Source organism: Streptomyces sp. NP160 (assembly GCF_006335115.1).
In the GTDB taxonomy this organism is placed as follows: domain Bacteria; phylum Actinomycetota; class Actinomycetes; order Actinomycetales; family Quadrisphaeraceae; genus Quadrisphaera.
The window spans coordinates 1-15,516 of sequence record NZ_VDMJ01000040.1; the positions used below are offsets into that span (position 1 = coordinate 1).

Annotated in this window: 18 protein-coding genes; 6 read left to right on the forward strand and 12 right to left on the reverse strand. The window is 76.5% G+C overall.

The genetic code is table 11. From position 1 onward, the window contains the following. The 12 genes from FHN55_RS17940 to FHN55_RS17995 form a co-directional block, all read right to left on the reverse strand. The coding region (locus tag FHN55_RS17940; protein ID WP_180357931.1) for a dienelactone hydrolase family protein at positions 1 to 486 on the reverse strand (486 nt) is incomplete at its 3' end. Further along, positions 483 to 1,652, reverse strand: coding sequence for a zinc-dependent alcohol dehydrogenase (locus FHN55_RS17945; RefSeq protein WP_139713707.1), 1,170 nt, complete (start codon positions 1,650 to 1,652; stop codon positions 483 to 485). The genes FHN55_RS17945 and FHN55_RS17940, both read right to left, overlap by 4 nt. 2 nt (positions 1,653 to 1,654) lie before the next feature. Further along, positions 1,655 to 2,182, reverse strand: a complete 528-nt coding sequence (locus FHN55_RS17950; RefSeq protein WP_139713708.1) for a hypothetical protein — start codon at positions 2,180 to 2,182, stop codon at positions 1,655 to 1,657. Between the two features lie 56 nt (positions 2,183 to 2,238). Beyond that, a complete protein-coding gene (locus FHN55_RS17955) occupies positions 2,239 to 3,486 on the reverse strand; it encodes an Nramp family divalent metal transporter (protein ID WP_139713709.1) in 1,248 nt (415 codons plus the stop codon). Beyond that, on the reverse strand, positions 3,483 to 4,286 hold the full coding sequence (locus FHN55_RS17960) for an urease accessory protein UreD (RefSeq protein WP_180357932.1): 804 nt from the start codon (positions 4,284 to 4,286) through the stop codon (positions 3,483 to 3,485). Before FHN55_RS17960 ends, FHN55_RS17955 begins: the two co-directional genes overlap by 4 nt. Positions 4,287 to 4,288: 2 nt before the next feature. Further along, the gene (gene ureG / locus FHN55_RS17965; protein ID WP_257571113.1) at positions 4,289 to 5,170 is read right to left on the reverse strand and encodes an urease accessory protein UreG; all 882 of its coding nucleotides are present in this window, start codon (positions 5,168 to 5,170) and stop codon (positions 4,289 to 4,291) included. 11 nt (positions 5,171 to 5,181) lie between these two features. Beyond that, on the reverse strand, positions 5,182 to 5,847 hold the full coding sequence (locus FHN55_RS17970) for an urease accessory protein UreF (protein WP_139713711.1): 666 nt from the start codon (positions 5,845 to 5,847) through the stop codon (positions 5,182 to 5,184). Then, positions 5,847 to 7,577 carry an urease subunit alpha gene (locus FHN55_RS17975; protein ID WP_139713712.1) on the reverse strand — a complete coding sequence of 577 codons (1,731 nt, stop codon included), beginning with the start codon at positions 7,575 to 7,577 and terminating at the stop codon, positions 5,847 to 5,849. The genes FHN55_RS17970 and FHN55_RS17975 overlap by 1 nt, the downstream gene beginning before the upstream one ends. Then, complete coding sequence (locus tag FHN55_RS17980; RefSeq protein WP_218974806.1) at positions 7,577 to 7,897, reverse strand: urease subunit beta; 321 nt, start codon at positions 7,895 to 7,897, stop codon at positions 7,577 to 7,579. Before FHN55_RS17980 ends, FHN55_RS17975 begins: the two co-directional genes overlap by 1 nt. Next, positions 7,894 to 8,196 carry an urease subunit gamma gene (locus FHN55_RS17985; protein WP_139713713.1) on the reverse strand — a complete coding sequence of 101 codons (303 nt, stop codon included), beginning with the start codon at positions 8,194 to 8,196 and terminating at the stop codon, positions 7,894 to 7,896. The genes FHN55_RS17980 and FHN55_RS17985 overlap by 4 nt, the downstream gene beginning before the upstream one ends. Positions 8,197 to 8,205: 9 nt before the next feature. Continuing rightward, complete coding sequence (locus FHN55_RS17990) at positions 8,206 to 8,994, reverse strand: phosphatase PAP2 family protein (RefSeq protein WP_218974807.1); 789 nt, start codon at positions 8,992 to 8,994, stop codon at positions 8,206 to 8,208. Between the two features lie 71 nt (positions 8,995 to 9,065). Further along, a complete protein-coding gene (locus FHN55_RS17995; RefSeq protein WP_139713715.1) occupies positions 9,066 to 9,797 on the reverse strand; it encodes a DUF2993 domain-containing protein in 732 nt (243 codons plus the stop codon). A 32-nt stretch (positions 9,798 to 9,829) separates the two neighbouring features. Here FHN55_RS17995 and uraD point away from each other — a divergent pair, with 32 nt between their 5' ends. Genes uraD through alc form a run of 6 tightly spaced genes read left to right on the forward strand, consistent with a single transcriptional unit; the run spans position 9,830 to position 15,400 of the window. Continuing rightward, positions 9,830 to 10,333, forward strand: a complete 504-nt coding sequence (gene uraD / locus FHN55_RS18000) for a 2-oxo-4-hydroxy-4-carboxy-5-ureidoimidazoline decarboxylase (RefSeq protein ID WP_139713716.1) — start codon at positions 9,830 to 9,832, stop codon at positions 10,331 to 10,333. A gap of 21 nt (positions 10,334 to 10,354) precedes the next feature. Next, complete coding sequence (gene uraH, locus FHN55_RS18005) at positions 10,355 to 10,675, forward strand: hydroxyisourate hydrolase (RefSeq protein ID WP_139713717.1); 321 nt, start codon at positions 10,355 to 10,357, stop codon at positions 10,673 to 10,675. A gap of 9 nt (positions 10,676 to 10,684) precedes the next feature. Beyond that, a complete protein-coding gene (gene pucL / locus FHN55_RS18010) occupies positions 10,685 to 11,539 on the forward strand; it encodes a factor-independent urate hydroxylase (protein WP_139713718.1) in 855 nt (284 codons plus the stop codon). Further along, positions 11,536 to 12,906: a DUF6986 family protein gene (locus FHN55_RS18015; protein ID WP_139713719.1), complete on the forward strand. Its 1,371-nt coding sequence runs from the start codon at positions 11,536 to 11,538 to the stop codon at positions 12,904 to 12,906. The genes pucL and FHN55_RS18015 overlap by 4 nt, the downstream gene beginning before the upstream one ends. Next, the gene (allB, locus tag FHN55_RS18020) at positions 12,906 to 14,354 is read left to right on the forward strand and encodes an allantoinase AllB (protein WP_139713720.1); all 1,449 of its coding nucleotides are present in this window, start codon (positions 12,906 to 12,908) and stop codon (positions 14,352 to 14,354) included. Before FHN55_RS18015 ends, allB begins: the two co-directional genes overlap by 1 nt. After that, a complete protein-coding gene (gene alc / locus FHN55_RS18025) occupies positions 14,351 to 15,400 on the forward strand; it encodes an allantoicase (RefSeq protein ID WP_139713721.1) in 1,050 nt (349 codons plus the stop codon). The genes allB and alc overlap by 4 nt, the downstream gene beginning before the upstream one ends. Positions 15,401 to 15,516 lie beyond the last annotated feature (116 nt).

Genomic DNA, 15,516 nt, shown 5'->3' on the forward strand with positions numbered 1-15,516 from the left:
GGCCAGCAGCGCGTCGAGCTCGGCGTCGTCGCGGGGCAGCTGCCCGTAGTTGACGGACGAGGCGGCGTAGTCACCTCCCGGGCGCGACGGGCTCGCCAGCTGCAGCGCGAACGCCCCGCCCATGCAGAACCCGATGACGCCGACCCGCCCGGTGCACTCGGCGAGCGCCACCAGCTGGGCCCGGGCGGCCTCGACGTCCTCGAAGGCCCTGCCGTGCCCCGCGGCCAGGGCGCGGAAGGTGGCCGTGAGGCACTTCCGGGCACCACCGGCGGAGAACAGGTCGGGCATGAGCACCACGTACCCGGCGTCGGCGAGGCGCTCGACCTGCCGGCGCATGACGTCGTCCACGCCGAACGCCTCGTGCACCACCACCACGCCCGGCCACGGCCCGTCGCCGTGGCGGTCCCGGTCGGGCACCCCCAGCACGCCCCGCAGCTCCGGGCTGCCCCCGGGGCGCGGGACCAGCGGGACCTCGCGCAGCCTCACGGGTGGAACACCGCGCGCAGGCAGCCGTCCTGCTTGTCCTTGAAGATCTGGTACCCGTGCACGGCGTCCTCCAGGGGCATGTGGTGCGTGGCCAGCCACGACGTGTCGAGTTCACCGCGCTGCAGGTGGTCGAGCAACCGGGGCACGTACCGCTGCCCGTGCTGCTGCGCCGAGCGCAGCGTCAGCCCCTTGTTGGTCACCACGCCCATGGGGAAGGAGTCCGTCAGCCCGTACACGCCGAGCACCGAGACCACGCCGCCCTTGCGGCAGGCCAGCAGCGCCTCGCGCAGCGGGGTGGCCCTGTCGGTCTCCACGCGCACCGCCTGCTTGACCCTGTCGACCACCTGCTGCACGCCCGTGCCGTGGCCCTCCATGCCGACCGCCTCGATGACGCTGTCGGGCCCGCGTCCGCCGGTGGTCTCGCGCAGGGCCTCCTGCACGCTGTCGGTGGTGGAGTAGTCGATGGTCTCGGCGCCCAGGTGCTCGCGGGCCAGCGCGAGCCGGTCGGGGAGCCTGTCGACGACGACGACCCGCGCGGCGCCCATGAGCCGCGCCGCCGCGGCGGCCATGAGGCCCACCGCGCCCGCCCCGAAGACGGCCACCACGTCCCCGCGGGAGATGTCGCAGAAGTCGGCTCCGGTCCACGCCGTGGGGGCGGCGTCGGAGGCGAACAGCGCCTGGGTGTCGCTGACGCCGTCGGGCACGGTGAAGCAGTTGACGTCGCCGAACGGCACCCGGACGTACTCGGCGTGGCTGCCGGCGTACCCGCCGAAGGGGTGCGTGTAGCCGTAGATGCCGCCGCTCGGGTAGCCGAGCACCGGCTGCTGCACGGCGGCGTTCGGGTTGGTGGTGTCGCACAGCGACGGCATCTCGTGGGTGCAGTACCAGCACGCGCCGCACGAGATGAAGCTCGGGACGACCACGCGGTCGCCGGTCCCCACCCGCCGGACCTCCGGGCCGGTGGCGACGACCTCGCCCATGAACTCGTGGCCGAAGACGTCCCCGGCGCGCATGCCGGGCAGGTAGCCGTCGATGAAGTGCAGGTCGGAGCCGCACGTCGTCGTCTGCCTGACGCGCAGCAGCACGTCGTGGGGGTTGACGACCGTCGGCTCGGGCACGTCGGCGACCGCGAGGTCGTTGACGCCGTTCCAGACCAGGGCGCGCATCCTCAGCCCCTCTCGTCGCGGGCGGAGGGCTGCGGCCGCAGCGTCGGGACCTCACCGGTGACCAGGAGCGCCCGCAGCCGGTACAGCAGCGTGAACGCGGCGGCGCCGGCGGCCGCCCGCGGCAGGGGGAGGTCGGCCACCGCCCGGACCTCGGTGCCGTGGTCGCGGGGGGCGGGGGAGGTGGTGACGTCGATGCTGCTCGTCGAGCCGCCGGTGGGCCCCTCGTAGCGCAGGCCGTCCTCGCGGCGCGCCAGCGCGGTGTCCCAGACCAGGCCGTCGTGCCCCTCGCCGCCGGCGAACGTCCACCGCTGGCCGGCGCCCCGCGCCTGTACGGACCCCAGCTCGCCCAGGAGCCGGCTGAGGGTGCCGGGGTCCTCCAGGGCGGTGAGGACGTCGACGGCGGACGCCGTCAGCGTCACGGTCTGCTGGACGGGCGAGGCCTGGCCGCCCCCGGCCGGCGACCTGCCGGGGAGGTGCTCGAGCACGGCGCGGGCGGCACCGGCGAGCCTTCCGTGATCACTGTGCGTCACCCCTTCGACGCTACGACGCGGCCCCCGGGGGAGCGACCCGATCACCCGCGGCCACCTCAGCCGGCGAAGGTCAGCACCAGCAGCACGACGTTGAGGACCACGACGGCGGCCACCGCGAGCAGGGCCAGCGCCCGCACGAGGGGGGTGTTGGCGTGCTCGCCCATCACCGCGCGGCTGGAGGTCAGCCGCAGCAGGGGGACCAGGACGAACGGGATGCCGAAGCTCAGCACCACCTGGCTCAGCACCAGCGCCTGCGTCGGGTCGACGCCCGCGAGCAGCACCGCCAGCGCCGGGACCAGCGTGAGCACGCGCCGCACCAGGAGCGGCGGCACCCGGCGCCGCAGGGTCCCCCAGATGACGGCGCCGGCCTGGGAGCCCACCGAGGTCGACGCCAGGCCCGAGGCGAGCAGCCCGACGGCGAAGAACAGGCCGACGGCCGGTCCCAGGGCGTCCACCACGGCGGCGTGCGCGCCCTCGAGGGTGTCGGTGCCGGCCACGCCGCGCAGCGAGGTGGCGGCGAGCAGCAGCATGGCGATGTTGACCACGCCCGCCAGCACGAGCGCCGCGACGACGTCGGTGCGGGTGGCGCGCAGCACGCGGGGGACCCGGGACGGCTCGACGGCGCCGCCGTGGTGGTCCCGCGCCAGGCCGGAGTGCAGGTAGATCGCGTGCGGCATGACCGTGGCGCCGAGCATGCTGGCGGCCAGGAGCACCGTGTCCGGGCCGTCGAAGCGTGGCACCAGCCCGGCGGCCGCCTCGGCGGCGTCCGGGGGCGCCACCACGAGCCCGGCGAGGAAGCCCACCGCGATGACGCCCAGCAGGGTGATGATCACCGCCTCGAAGCGGCGCACGCCGTCGGCGCTGTTGAGCGCCAGCACCGCCGTGGAGACCACCCCGGTGATGACGCCGCCGAGCCACAGCGGCAGCCCGAACAGCAGGCCCAGCGCCACCGCCCCGCCGATCACCTCGGCGACGTCGGTCGCGATCGCCACGGCCTGCGCCTGGCTGAAGAACGCCAGCCGTCCGCGCGGGCCGAGCCGGTCGCGCAGGTGCTCGGGCACGGTGCGCCCGGTCACCACGCCGAGCTTGGCGGACAGGTACTGCACGAGCACGGCCATCGCGTTGGCCACCACGAGCACCCACAGCAGCAGGTAGCCGTACTGGGCGCCGGCGGTGAGGTTGGCGGCGACGTTGCCGGGGTCGACGTAGGCGACGGCCGCGACGAAGGCCGGTCCGAGCAGGTGCAGGAGCTTGCGCTCCGGAGCGGGGCCGCGGGTGCTCGAGGTGGCCGCGGTCGTCGTCACCCGGTCAGCGTGCCACGGGTTTCGGTCGACCGAAACCTCGCCGTGCCGGATCCGCTCCCGTCGAGCGCGGCCAGGTCGCGCCGGGCGGCGAGCAGGTCGGGCCCGAGGGCCTGCGCCAGCTCGCCCCCACCGGACAGCGGCAGCGCCGCGGCGCAGCCCGCGGTGCGCCCGGCGGGCCCCGTCGTCGTCGCCGGGCCGGACGGGCCGACGGGGGCGGCCAGGGCGGCCAGGGCGGCGGGGGAGCGCAGCCGGCTGACGAGCACGCGCGGGGCGTCGAGCGCGTCCCAGCTCGGCGCACCCGGCCCCAGGGCCACGGACTGCCGCAGCCACGGGGCGCCGGCGAGGTCCGCCCGCAGCGTGCCGCGCCAGCGGCCGGGGGCCTCGCGCCACCGGCCGAGCACGACCACCTCGGTGAGGTCGAGCGCTCCGCCCTGCTCGACGTCGACGGTCGTGACCGCGTGCAGGTCGCTGCCGCGCACCGCCACGAGCGGCTCCAGGGCGACGTCGAGGTGCCCGCCCTCCGCCACGCGCAGGCGCAGGTCGAGGCGCGCCGGGCGCCCGGAGCGGTCCGGCATCGACAGGGTGGCCGCGACGCCGCGCAGCGACAGCCGCGCCCCGCGCTCGACGACGACGTCGACCTCCACCGCGTCCCCGCCCAGCGGGCCGGCGCCCGTCCCCACGAGGTGCACCTCGGCCGGTCCCGTGCGACGCGCGTTGAGGATGCCCTCCGCGCGGTTGGTGGTCAGCCGCGCGCCCCCGCCGGGGCCGGGCGCGGCGACCAGCTCGACCCGGGTGAGCACCGTCAGCCGGCTGACGCGGCGGCGAGCTCGCGCCGCTGCGCCAGCAGCTGCCGCACCCACGCGGCCACGGGGGTGGCGCCCGGGTCCTCGCGCAGGCTCGTGAACGCCACCGGGCGCTCGCCGCGCAGCGCGGAGGCGTCCCTGTCCATGACCCCCAGGTCGGCGCCGACGAGGGGGGCCAGGTCGGTCTTGTTGATGACGAGGAGGTCGGAGGTGATCACGCCCGGACCGCCCTTGCGGGGCACCTTGTCGCCGCCCGCGACGTCCACCACGAAGATCTGCGCGTCCACCAGGCCGTAGCTGAAGGTGGCGGTGAGGTTGTCGCCGCCGGACTCCACGAGCACGACGTCGGGGTGGAAGCTGTCCTCGAGCTCCTCGACCGCGTCGAGGTTCATGGCGATGTCGTCGCGGATGGCGGTGTGCGGGCACGCGCCGGTCTGCACCGCGGTGATCCGCTCGGCGGGCAGCACGCCGTGGCGGACGAGGAAGTCGCCGTCCTCGGTGGTGTAGATGTCGTTGGTCACCACCGCCATGTCCAGGCCGGCGCCCTCCGGGCCCAGCGCGCGGCACAGGGCCGCCACCAGCGCGGTCTTGCCCGACCCGACGGGGCCGCCGATGCCGATGCGCAGCGGCGCGGACGGCGAGCGGCGAGGGGTGGCGACGGGCGCGTGGGTGTGGGGGACCCCCGCCGCGTGCGCCCGGGCGTGGGCGTCGTCGTCGTGGTCCTGGTGGGGGAGCGGGTTGCCGTACCTGTCCTGCGGCGCGGGGTGCGTGTGCGGGGGCTCGGTGAAGCGCAGGTGCGCGTCGACGTCCGGCTGCGCCGGGGTGTGGTCGAGGTCGGGGGTGCGCTCGGCGCCGGTCGGCTGCGGGTCCTGCGGGTGCACGGGTCGTCCTTTCAGGAGGCGAAGAGCTTGTCCTGGCGCGGCGCGTGCCGGGTCACCAGGAGGTCGGTCAGGGGGTCGGACTCCGACGGCGGCTCCTGGCCGCGGGCCACCGCGTCGGCGGCCTCGCCGGCGAGGGCGTCCTGCAGGGGCCCCAGGCCCGCGAGCACCGCGGCGACGGTGACCGGGTCGAGGCCCAGCAGCCGCGCGGCGGCCGTGGCCGGGGCGGTGCCGGTGAGGTACAGCGCCACGAGGGCGGCGTCGCGGGGGGAGCCGCCGGCCGCGGCGGCGGCCACCCCGACCGCGAGGGGGTGGTGCGGCGCTCGCGCGACCTCCCGCAGCGCCGCCCACGCCGCGCTCGGCCACGCCACGGACGCCACGCGGACCAGGCCGCGGCCCTGTGCGCGGGACGCCTCACGGGCCGCGGGCGCTGGCAGCCGGACCTCCGCCTCGCCGTCGAGCGCGCGCAGCGCGCCGGTCTGCGGTGCGGCGCAGGCGGCGGCGGCGAGGTGCGCCGCGACGACCCCCGCGGTGAGCAGGCGGCGGCGCAGCAGCGTGGCGAGGGAGGCCTCGTCGCGGACGTACCCGTCCAGCACCGCCTGCTCGGTCCCGGCGGAGTGGGCGTGCCCCCCGGCGGGCAGGCGGGAGTCGGCGAGCGCGAGCAGTGACGCCGCCGTCATCAGAACAGGAAGTACCGCTGCGCCATGGGGAGCACCGCCGCGGGGGACTCCTCGATGACGTCGCCGTCGACCCGCACGGTGAAGGTGTCGGGGTCGACCTCGATGCGCGGCAGCGCGCCGTTCTCCGGCATGTCGGCCTTGGTCAGCCTCCGCACGTCCTTGACGGCCACGAGCCGGCGCTGCACGCGCAGGCGGTCGGCGAGGTCGTGCTCGAGCGCCGTGGGCGCCACGAAGTGCACCGACGTGGCCGCGGCCACCGGCACCGCGGCCCCGAACATGGGCCGGGGCAGCTGCGGCTGCGGCGTGGGGATCGAGGCGTTGGCGTCCCCCATGGCGGCCCAGGCGATGAAGCCGCCCTTGAGCACCACGTGCGGGCGGACGCCGAAGAACGCGGGGTCCCACAGCACGAGGTCGGCCAGCTTGCCCGGCTCCACCGAGCCGACCTCGCCGTCCAGGCCGTGGGCGATGGCCGGGCAGATGGTCGTCTTGGCCACGTAGCGGCGGGCGCGCAGGTTGTCGTCGCCGTCGGGGCCGCTCGGGTCACCGGCGAGCGCGCCGCGGCGCACCTTCATGGCGTGCGCGGTCTGCCAGGTGCGCAGCACCACCTCGCCGATGCGGCCCATCGCCTGGGAGTCCGAGCCGATCATCGAGATGGCGCCGAGGTCGTGCAGGACGTCCTCGGCGGCGATGGTGCTGGGGCGGATCCGGCTCTCGGCGAAGGCCAGGTCCTCCGGGATCCGCGGGCTCAGGTGGTGGCAGACCATGAGCATGTCGAGGTGCTCGTCGATGGTGTTGACGGTGTGCGGCCGCGTCGGGTTGGTGGAGCTGGGCAGCACGTTCGCGTGCGAGGCCACCGTGATGATGTCCGGCGCGTGACCGCCCCCGGCGCCCTCGGTGTGGTACGCGTGGATGCCCCGCCCGGCGATCGCCGACAGCGTCGACTCCACGAACCCGGCCTCGTTGAGGGTGTCGGAGTGCAGCGCCACCTGGATGCCGTGCTCGTCCGCGGCGCGCAGCGCGGCGTCGATGACGGCCGGGGTGGAGCCCCAGTCCTCGTGGAGCTTCAACCCCGAGGCGCCCGCCAGCAGCTGCTCCTCGATCGCCGCCGCCGAGGTGGTGTTGCCCTTGCCGAGCAGCGCCACGTTGACGGGCCAGCCGTCCATCGCCTCGAGCATGAGCGGGGTGTGCCACGCCGGCGTGACGGTGGTGGCCTTGGTGCCCTCCGCCGGACCGGTGCCGCCGCCCACCAGCGTGGTGATCCCGTTGCCGAGGGCCTCGGGCACGATCTGCGGGCAGATGAAGTGCACGTGGGAGTCGACGGCCCCGGCGGTGAGGATCTTGCCGTTCCCGGCGATGACCTCGGTGGACGGGCCGATGACGAGGTCGGGGTGGACCCCGTCCATGGTGTCGGGGTTGCCGGCCTTGCCGAGCGCCACGACCCGCCCGTCGCGGATGCCGACGTCGGCCTTGACGACCCCCCAGTGGTCGAGCACCACGGCGCCGGTGATGACGGTGTCGAGCGCGCCCTCGGCGCGGGTGGTGCGGGCCATGCCCATCGACTCGCGGATGACCTTGCCGCCGCCGAAGACCGCCTCCTCGCCCGAGCGGCCGGGGCCGCCGCAGCGGTCCTCCTCCACCCTGATGAGCAGGTCGGTGTCGGCGAGCCGGATGCGGTCGCCCGTGGTGGGCCCGAACAGCGCGGCGTAGCGCTCGCGCGAGAGGTCGACCATCAGAGCCTCCCGGGGGCGGGCGTGGTCAGGCCGGGCACCACGCGAGCCCCGGCGATCGGCACGAGCGACACCTCGCGCTCGACCCCGGGTTCGAACCGGACGGCGGTGCCGGCGGCCACGTCGAGCCGGAGCCCGTGCGCCGCGGTCCTGTCGAACGAGAGGGCGGTGTTGGCCTGGGCGAAGTGGAAGTGCGAGCCCACCTGCACCGGGCGGTCGCCGGTGTTGACGACGACGAGCGCGGTGCGCGGCGCGCCGGGCAGCGTGGTGACGGGGTCGGCGTGCTCGTCGACGAGCACCTGGCCGGGGTGCCAGCCGGTCACGGGATCGGCTCGTGGACGGTGACGAGCTTGGTGCCGTCGGGGAACGTCGCCTCGACCTGCACCTCGTGGAGCATCTCCGGGACGCCGTCCATGACGTCCTCGCGGGTCAGCACGCCGCGCCCGGCCGACATGAGGTCGGCCACGGTGCGCCCGTCGCGCGCCCCCTCCAGGAGGAAGGAGGTGATGACGGCGACGGCCTCGGGGTGGTTGAGCCTCAGCCCGCGCTCACGCCGCCGCCGCGCCAGGTCGGCGGCGTAGCTGAGCATCAGGCGCTCGGTCTCGTGCGGGGTCAGCAGCACGGGCTGACGCTAGCCGAGCGGGCTCGGCCTCGGGGAGGTCGGCCTCGAACGGGTCTGCTGCGTCCGCACGGCGTGCAGCGGGGAGGCGCCGGGGCGGCGGCGGCGCAGGCGCGGGCCGAGCCAGCCCTCCACCGCCACGCCGGCGCGCACCACGAGGACGCCGAGCAGCGTCCCGGCGAGCAGGTCGCTGAACCAGTGGAAGCCCAGGTACAGCGACACCAGCGTCATGACGGCGCTGGGCACGGCCACGCACACCAGCGCCGTGGACCTGCGGACGCGGGTGCCGCGGGCGCGGGCGACGAGGACGACGACGAGCGCCGCCGCCGAGGCGGCGTTGGCCGCGTGGCCCGAGGGGAAGGCCTGGCCGCCGGGCACGAACAGCTGCGGGTCGCCCGTGATGGCCAGGCCGCGGGCCAGGGAGAACTTGGCGGCGGCGATGACCACGTTCATCGCGAAGATCGTGCCGAGCACCATCCACAGCGAGGACCAGCTGCGCAGGCGGCGGCACGCCCACAGGGCCGCGGCCACCACGACCGGCGTGACCAGCCACCGCTGACCGGTGTGGTCGAGGACGTGCGCGAGGACCAGGTCGGGCCCGGTGTGGGGGCGCGCCGCCATCCAGGCGTGCAGGCGGACGTCGGCGACGGTCGTGAGCGGGCCGCCCAGGAGCAGGTCGAGCAGGACCCCGAGCAGCGCGGCGCCGGCGAGCAGGGGCCACCGCACGGCGAGCCACGCGGCAGCGGCCTCGCGGTGCTCGCCGGTCCCGCGCAGCGCGGCTGCACGCGGGCCGAGACGCATCGGATCAGTCGTCACAGTCCCTTGTTACCCGTTTCACATGAACGGAACCTGTCAGAAGTGGTCGCCCAGAGTCACGATCCGACAACGATGGACTCGCCGCTGGTGGAGACCAGCAGACCCTCGGCGCCGACCCGCACGCCCGTGACCTGCTGCGAGAACGGCAGCTCGCCCAGCGGGACCTCGAAGGCCAGCTGGTCGCGCAGACCGCTGAGCACCGAGCGTGACAGGCGGTCGACCAGCGCGCTCCCCGAGAGCAGCTGCCGGGGGACCGCCCGCAGACCTCCGCCGTCGGCGGTCAGGTCCACCGCGGCCGACAGGGACACGTCCTGGCCGAGCAGCCGGGTGGTGCCCGTGACGCGCAGGTCCCCGCCCTCGGGGGCCACCGAGAGCGGCAGGTCGCGCTGGCCCAGCACCTCGTCGAGGACCGGGTAGGCCAGCAGCGCCGTGGACGTCGCCCGGTCCACCTCGACCCGCTGCACGCTCCCTCCCAGCACCTGCGACAGCGGCAGGTGGACGCCGGACAGGCGAGCGTCGACCTGCTCCAGGCGCAGGCCGGCCGCGGGGACCCCGCGGGCCACCACGCGCACGTCGTCGTAGCGGCCCCGCAGGGCCTGCGGGAGGAACCAGCCGCCCTCCACCCGCACGTCCACGCCGCCGGTGGCCCCGGTGGCGCCGGTGACGTCCGCCGCGACCCGCTCCTGGGCCGCCGCCCGCGCCGCGCCGTCCACCGCGGGCGCCGCCACCGCGGCGCCTCCCGCGAGCACCGCCAGCACCACCAGGGTGAGGAGCAGCCGGCGCAGCACGGGGCCATCCTCTCAAGCCCTAGCCTCGCGGCATGCCGCTCCTGGACGTCCTGCTCGGCCGCACCCCGCCCGCCGGGGACGAGGCCTCCGCGCTCGCCGCGTGCCTCGACAGCCCGCTGTGGGTGGCCAGCGTGCTGGACGGGGCCCCCTACGCCGACGTCGAGGCGCTGCTGGAGCAGGCCGACGCCGCCGCCCGCGCCCTGCCGCCCGAGGCCGTGCTCGCGGCGCTGCAGACCCACCCGCGCATCGGGGAGCGCCCCACCGGCGACAGCGCCCACGAGCGCATGTCGCGCCTGGAGCAGTCAGGGGTGGCGCGGGACGCCGAGACCACCGAGCGCCTGGCCGCCGGCAACGCCGCCTACGAGGCGCGCTTCGGGCACGTCTTCCTCGTCCGGGCGGCCGGGCTCTCCCAGGAGGAGGTCCTCACCGCCCTCGACGCGCGGCTGGGCAACGACGCCGCCACCGAGCTGGAGGTGGCCGGCGACCAGCTGCGGCAGATCGCACTGCTTCGGCTCCAGGCCGCCCTGGCGGCCTGAAGCGCGGATAGCCTCCGCCGCGTGGGGTTGAGCACGCACGTCCTGGACACCGCCTCCGGCGCACCCGCCGGGGGCGTCCCGGTCTTGCTGTCGCTGCGGGCCGTCGACGGCACCGACGCCTGGACGCCGCTGGTCACCGCCGTGACCGACGACGACGGGCGCGCCGCGCTCCTGCACGACGACCCCGACCCCGGCACCTACCGCCTGCTGTTCGACACCTCGGGGCGCAGCGGGTTCTTCCCGGAGGTCGGCGTGGTCGTCGTCGTCCCCGAGGGGACCCAGCGGCTGCACGTGCCGCTGCTGCTGTCGCCCTTCGGCTACACCACCTACCGCGGGAGCTGAACCACCCCCATGAGCCACGAGCAGAGCCACGAGCTGTCCTGGAACCAGTACGGCAAGGCCGAGGTGCGCGTCGTGCACGTCGACAGGTCCGAGCCGCAGCACGTCGTCCGCGACCTCAACGTCACCACCGCGCTGCGCGGCGACTTCGGCCCGGCCTACACCGACGGCGACAACTCCCGCGTGCTCACCACCGACGCCCAGAAGAACACCGTGTTCGGCCTGGCCCGCGAGACCGGGGTGGGCGAGCCGGAGGCGTTCGCGCTGGCCGTGGCCCGCCAGCTGCTGTCCGCGTGCCCCTCCGCCGACGTCGCGCGCGTGGAGGTCGAGCAGTACCCGTGGAGCGCGCTCGGCGGCGGGCACGCCTTCTCGCGGGCCGGTTCGCACGTGGTGGTGGCCGAGCTGGAGCTGCCGCGCGACGGCGAGGCGCAGCTGTCCGGTGGCGTCGACGAGCTCGTGGTGCTCAAGACCACGGACTCCGAGTACCACGGGTTCGTCAAGGAGCGCTTCACCACCCTCGCCGAGACCGACGAGCGGCTGCTGGCCACGCAGGTCACCGCCCGCTGGCGCTACGCCACCGGCGCCGCCGAGAGCGCCGACCACGCGGCCGTGAAGGCCGGGGCGCTCGCTGCGCTGCTGGAGGCCTTCGGGGGGCACCACTCCCTGGCCCTGCAGCAGACGCTGCACGCCATGGGCTCCGCCGTCCTCGACGCCCGCCCCGAGCTGGCCGGGGTGACGCTGTCGCTGCCCAACAAGCACCACTTCCTGCAGGACCTCTCGCGCTTCGGCCTGGACAACCCGAACGCGGTCTACCACGCCGACGACAGGCCCTACGGCCTCATCGAGGGGACGATCACCCGCCGGTGAGCCTCGACCTCGACGCGCTCGCGCGCTCCCTCGACGACCAGCTCGCGGGCGTCGACGCGGCGCTGGCGGCCGAGCCCGTCCAGCTGCCCCAGCCCCAGCCGGTGCACACGGTGTACGTGCCCGCCGACGCCGGGGACGACGGCACGCCCGAGCAGTGGGGCCGCCGGGCCCTCGGACTGCTCGCCCGCCACGCCCCCGGCACCGCGGCCCTGGCCGCCGCCACGGGGCTCGACGTCGACGACGACGACCGCGAGCGGCTGCTCGAGCTGCTGCGCACGCGGCCGGTGGCCGACCTGCGCCTGGACCTGGAGGACGGCTACGGCCTCCCCGGGGGTCCGTCGGGAGGCCCGGGGCGCCGCGGGGACGCCGAGGAGGACGCCCACGCGGACGCCGCGGGCGCCTCGCTGGCGCGGGTCGCCGGGCGGCGGGTGCGCCAGCAGGTGGCGCCGGGCACCGCGGGGGTGAGGGTGCGGTCCTTCGATGCGAGCACCCGGCGCCGCGCGCTGCGGACGCTCGCGCGCGTGGTGGCCGCGGTGGTCGCCACCGCCGAGCGCGGCGCCGACGCCCCCGAGGTGGAGCTGGGCGCGCTGCCCGACCACCTGCTCGTGACCCTGGCCAAGGTCAGCGACCCGCTGCAGGTGGGCGCGCTGGCCGACGCGCTCGACGCGCTCGAGGCCGCGCACGGCCTGCCCGGGGGCTGGGTGCGGGTCGAGGTGCAGGTGGAGGTGCCGGCGCTGGTGGTCTCACCGGACGGGCGCGCCGCGGTGGCCCGCTGCCGCGAGGCGGCGCGGGGGCGGCTGACGGGCCTGCACTACGGCACCTACGACTTCTCCGCCGCCTGCGGCGTCCCGCCGGCGCACCAGAGCCTCGAGCACCCCCTGGCCGACCACGCCAAGGCCGTGCTGCAGCTCGCCGCGGCGGGCACGGGCGTGGCGGTCAGCGACGGCTCCACCAACGTGCTGCCCACCGGCGGTGCCGACGGCTCCGACACCGCCCAGGTGCACGCGGCCTGGGCGCTGCACGCCCGGCTCGTCACCCGCCAGCTGGAGCGCGGGCTCGCGCAGGGGTGGGACCTGCACCCGGGGCACCTCGTGACGCGGCACCTGGCCAACCTCGTGCACGCCCGGGCCGCGCTGCCCGACGCCGAGCGCCGGCTGGCGGCGTGGGTGGCCGCGACCGCCGCCAGGGCCGCCGCCGGGGACGACGCCGCGGCGGGCGTGGCCGACGAGCCCGCCACCGCGCAGGCGATGGCCCGGCTGCTGGTCCGCGCCGACGTCGTGGGGGCGCAGGACCTGGCCACCAGCGCGCGGCGGACGGGGACGGACGAGGCGGCGCTGCGGGCGCTGGCGAGCAGGAGGGTCGGCTGATGGGACCGTCGAGCGGGCTGGACCTCCTCGTCCTGGCGGAGCGCGCCGTGCTGCCCGGCGGGACGCGCGCAGCGGCGCTGGGAGTGCGGGACGGGCGCATCGCCGTCGTCGTCGACCTCGACCGGCGGGGCGACCTGCCGGCCGCGCGGCAGGTGCTCGAGCTGGCCGACGACGAGGTGCTGCTGCCGGGCCTCGTCGACACGCACGTGCACGTCAACGAGCCCGGCCGCACCGCCTGGGAGGGCTTCGACACCGCCACGCGCGCCGCCGCGCTCGGCGGGGTCACCACGGTGGTCGACATGCCGCTCAACTCCGTCCCGGCGACGACGACGGCGGACGCGCTGCGCGTCAAGCACGACGCCGCGCGCGGGGCCGTCCACGTGGACGTCGGGTTCTGGGGCGGCGTGGTGCCCGGCAACACCCGGGAGCTGGCCGGGCTCGTGGCGGGCGGGGTGTTCGGGGCCAAGTGCTTCACCACGCCGTCCGGCGTGGACGAGTTCGAGCACGTCAGCCCCGCCCAGCTGCGCGAGGGCCTGGCGGAGCTGGCGCGGCTCGGGTCGCGGCTGCTCGTGCACGCGGAGGACCCGCACGTGCTGGACGAGGCGGCGGAGCAGGTGGCGCGCCGCGTCGCCGAGGGGGCGGACCCGCGGTCCTTCGCGCTGTTCCTCGCCTCCCGGCCGGCGTCGGCGGAGGACTCGGCCGTGGCCGACGTCGTCGCGGCTGCCCGCGAGCTGCGCGGGCTGGGCCCGGGCGGTGCGCAGGTGCACGTGGTGCACCTCGCCAGCGCCTCGGCGCTGCCGCTGGTGGCGGCCGCCCGCGCCGAGGGCCTGCCCGTGACGGCGGAGACCTGCCCGCACTACCTCACCCTCGACGCCGCGGCCGTGCCCGACGGCGCCACCCAGTTCAAGTGCTGTCCGCCGGTGCGCTCGGCGCAGACGCAGGACGCCCTGTGGGCGGCGCTGGAGGCGGGGGTGCTCGACTCGGTGGTCTCCGACCACTCGCCCTGCACGCCCGACCTCAAGCTGCTCCAGGAGGACGGGGGCACCGGGGACTTCCTCGCCGCGTGGGGCGGCATCGCCAGCGTGCAGCTGGGCCTGCCGGTGGTGTGGACGGCCGCGCGCGAGCGCGGGGTGCCCCTGGAGCGCGTGGTCGGCTGGATGGCCGCCCGGCCCGCGGCGCGGGTGGGCCTGGCGGGCCGCAAGGGCTCGCTCGTGGTGGGGGCGGACGCCGACCTGGCGGTGCTCGCCCCCGAGGAGGAGCTGCTGGTGGAGCCTGGGTCGCTGGCGTTCAGGAACAAGGTGACCCCGTACGCCGGGCAGCGGCTGCGCGGGGTGGTGAGGTCGACGTGGCTGCGCGGGCGGCGCGTCGACGGCGCCGACGCCGGGGCGCGGCCGCGCGGTGGGCTGCTGCACGCGGCGGGCGGCGTCGTGGAAGATGGCCCGGCGTGAGCAGCCTGACCGACCTCGCCAGCCGCGTCCTCGGTGGGGTGGTGGTGACGTGCAACGACCAGTTCTACGCGGAGGCGTCCAACCTCCTGCTGCCGCACCCGGCGCGGTTCGACCCCGACGCCTACGACGCCAAGGGCAAGGTCTACGACGGCTGGGAGACCCGCCGGCGCCGCACCGTCGGTGACGACTGGGTGGTGGTGCGCCTGGCGGCGCCCGGCGTGGTGGAGCGCGTCGACGTCGACACCGCCTGGTTCAAGGGCAACTTCCCCTCCGCCGCCACCGTCCACGGGGCGTGGCTGGAGGGCTTCCCCGGCCCGAACGACGTGTGGCAGCTGCCCGAGCACGTCTGGCGGCCGCTCTCGCCGCGGACCCCGCTCACGGGTGACGCGGTGACGTCGCTGCCGGTGGTGCCCGAGGGGGCGCCCGAGCTGGCGGGCCGGCGGGTGTCGCACGTGCGGCTGACCATCCACCCCGACGGCGGCGTCGCGCGGCTGCGGGTGTGGGGCAGGCCGGTGCCGGACCCGGCGCTGCTCACCGGCACGGTGGACCTGGCCGCCACGGAGAACGGCGGGCGCGTGCTGGGCTCCTCGAACGAGTTCTACGGCTCCGCCGACCACCTCCTCGCCCCCGGGCGCGCCGCCACGATGGCCGACGGGTGGGAGAACGCCCGCCGCCGCGACGGCGGCCACGACTGGGTGGACCTGGAGCTGGCCGGCGCGGGGCGGCTGCGCCGGGTGGAGGTCGACACGACGTGCTTCGTCGGCAACGCCCCGGGCCGGGTGGTGCTGCGCGGCGCCGACGCGCGGGCGGGCGACCTCGGCGAGCCGTCGTCGTGGCCGGTGCTGCTCGACCTGCTCCCGCAGCCCGACACCCGCCACGTCATCGCGCTGGACGAGGCGGCCCGCCGGCGGGCCGTGACGCACGTGCGCCTGGAGGCGCACCCCGACGGCGGCATGAGCCGCCTGCGGCTGTGGGGCGAGCTCGACGACGACGCGCTGGCCGCCGCCGCGCGCCGCTGGGAGGACACGGCCCTCCCCGTGGGCTGAGGCCCCTCAGACGGGACCTCAGACGGGGCCTCGGGCGGCTGGGGGTCTCGGGACGACGTGACCGCCCCCTCTGCGGGGGGACCCCTCAGCACCAGCGTCGTCCCCGTGCACACCAC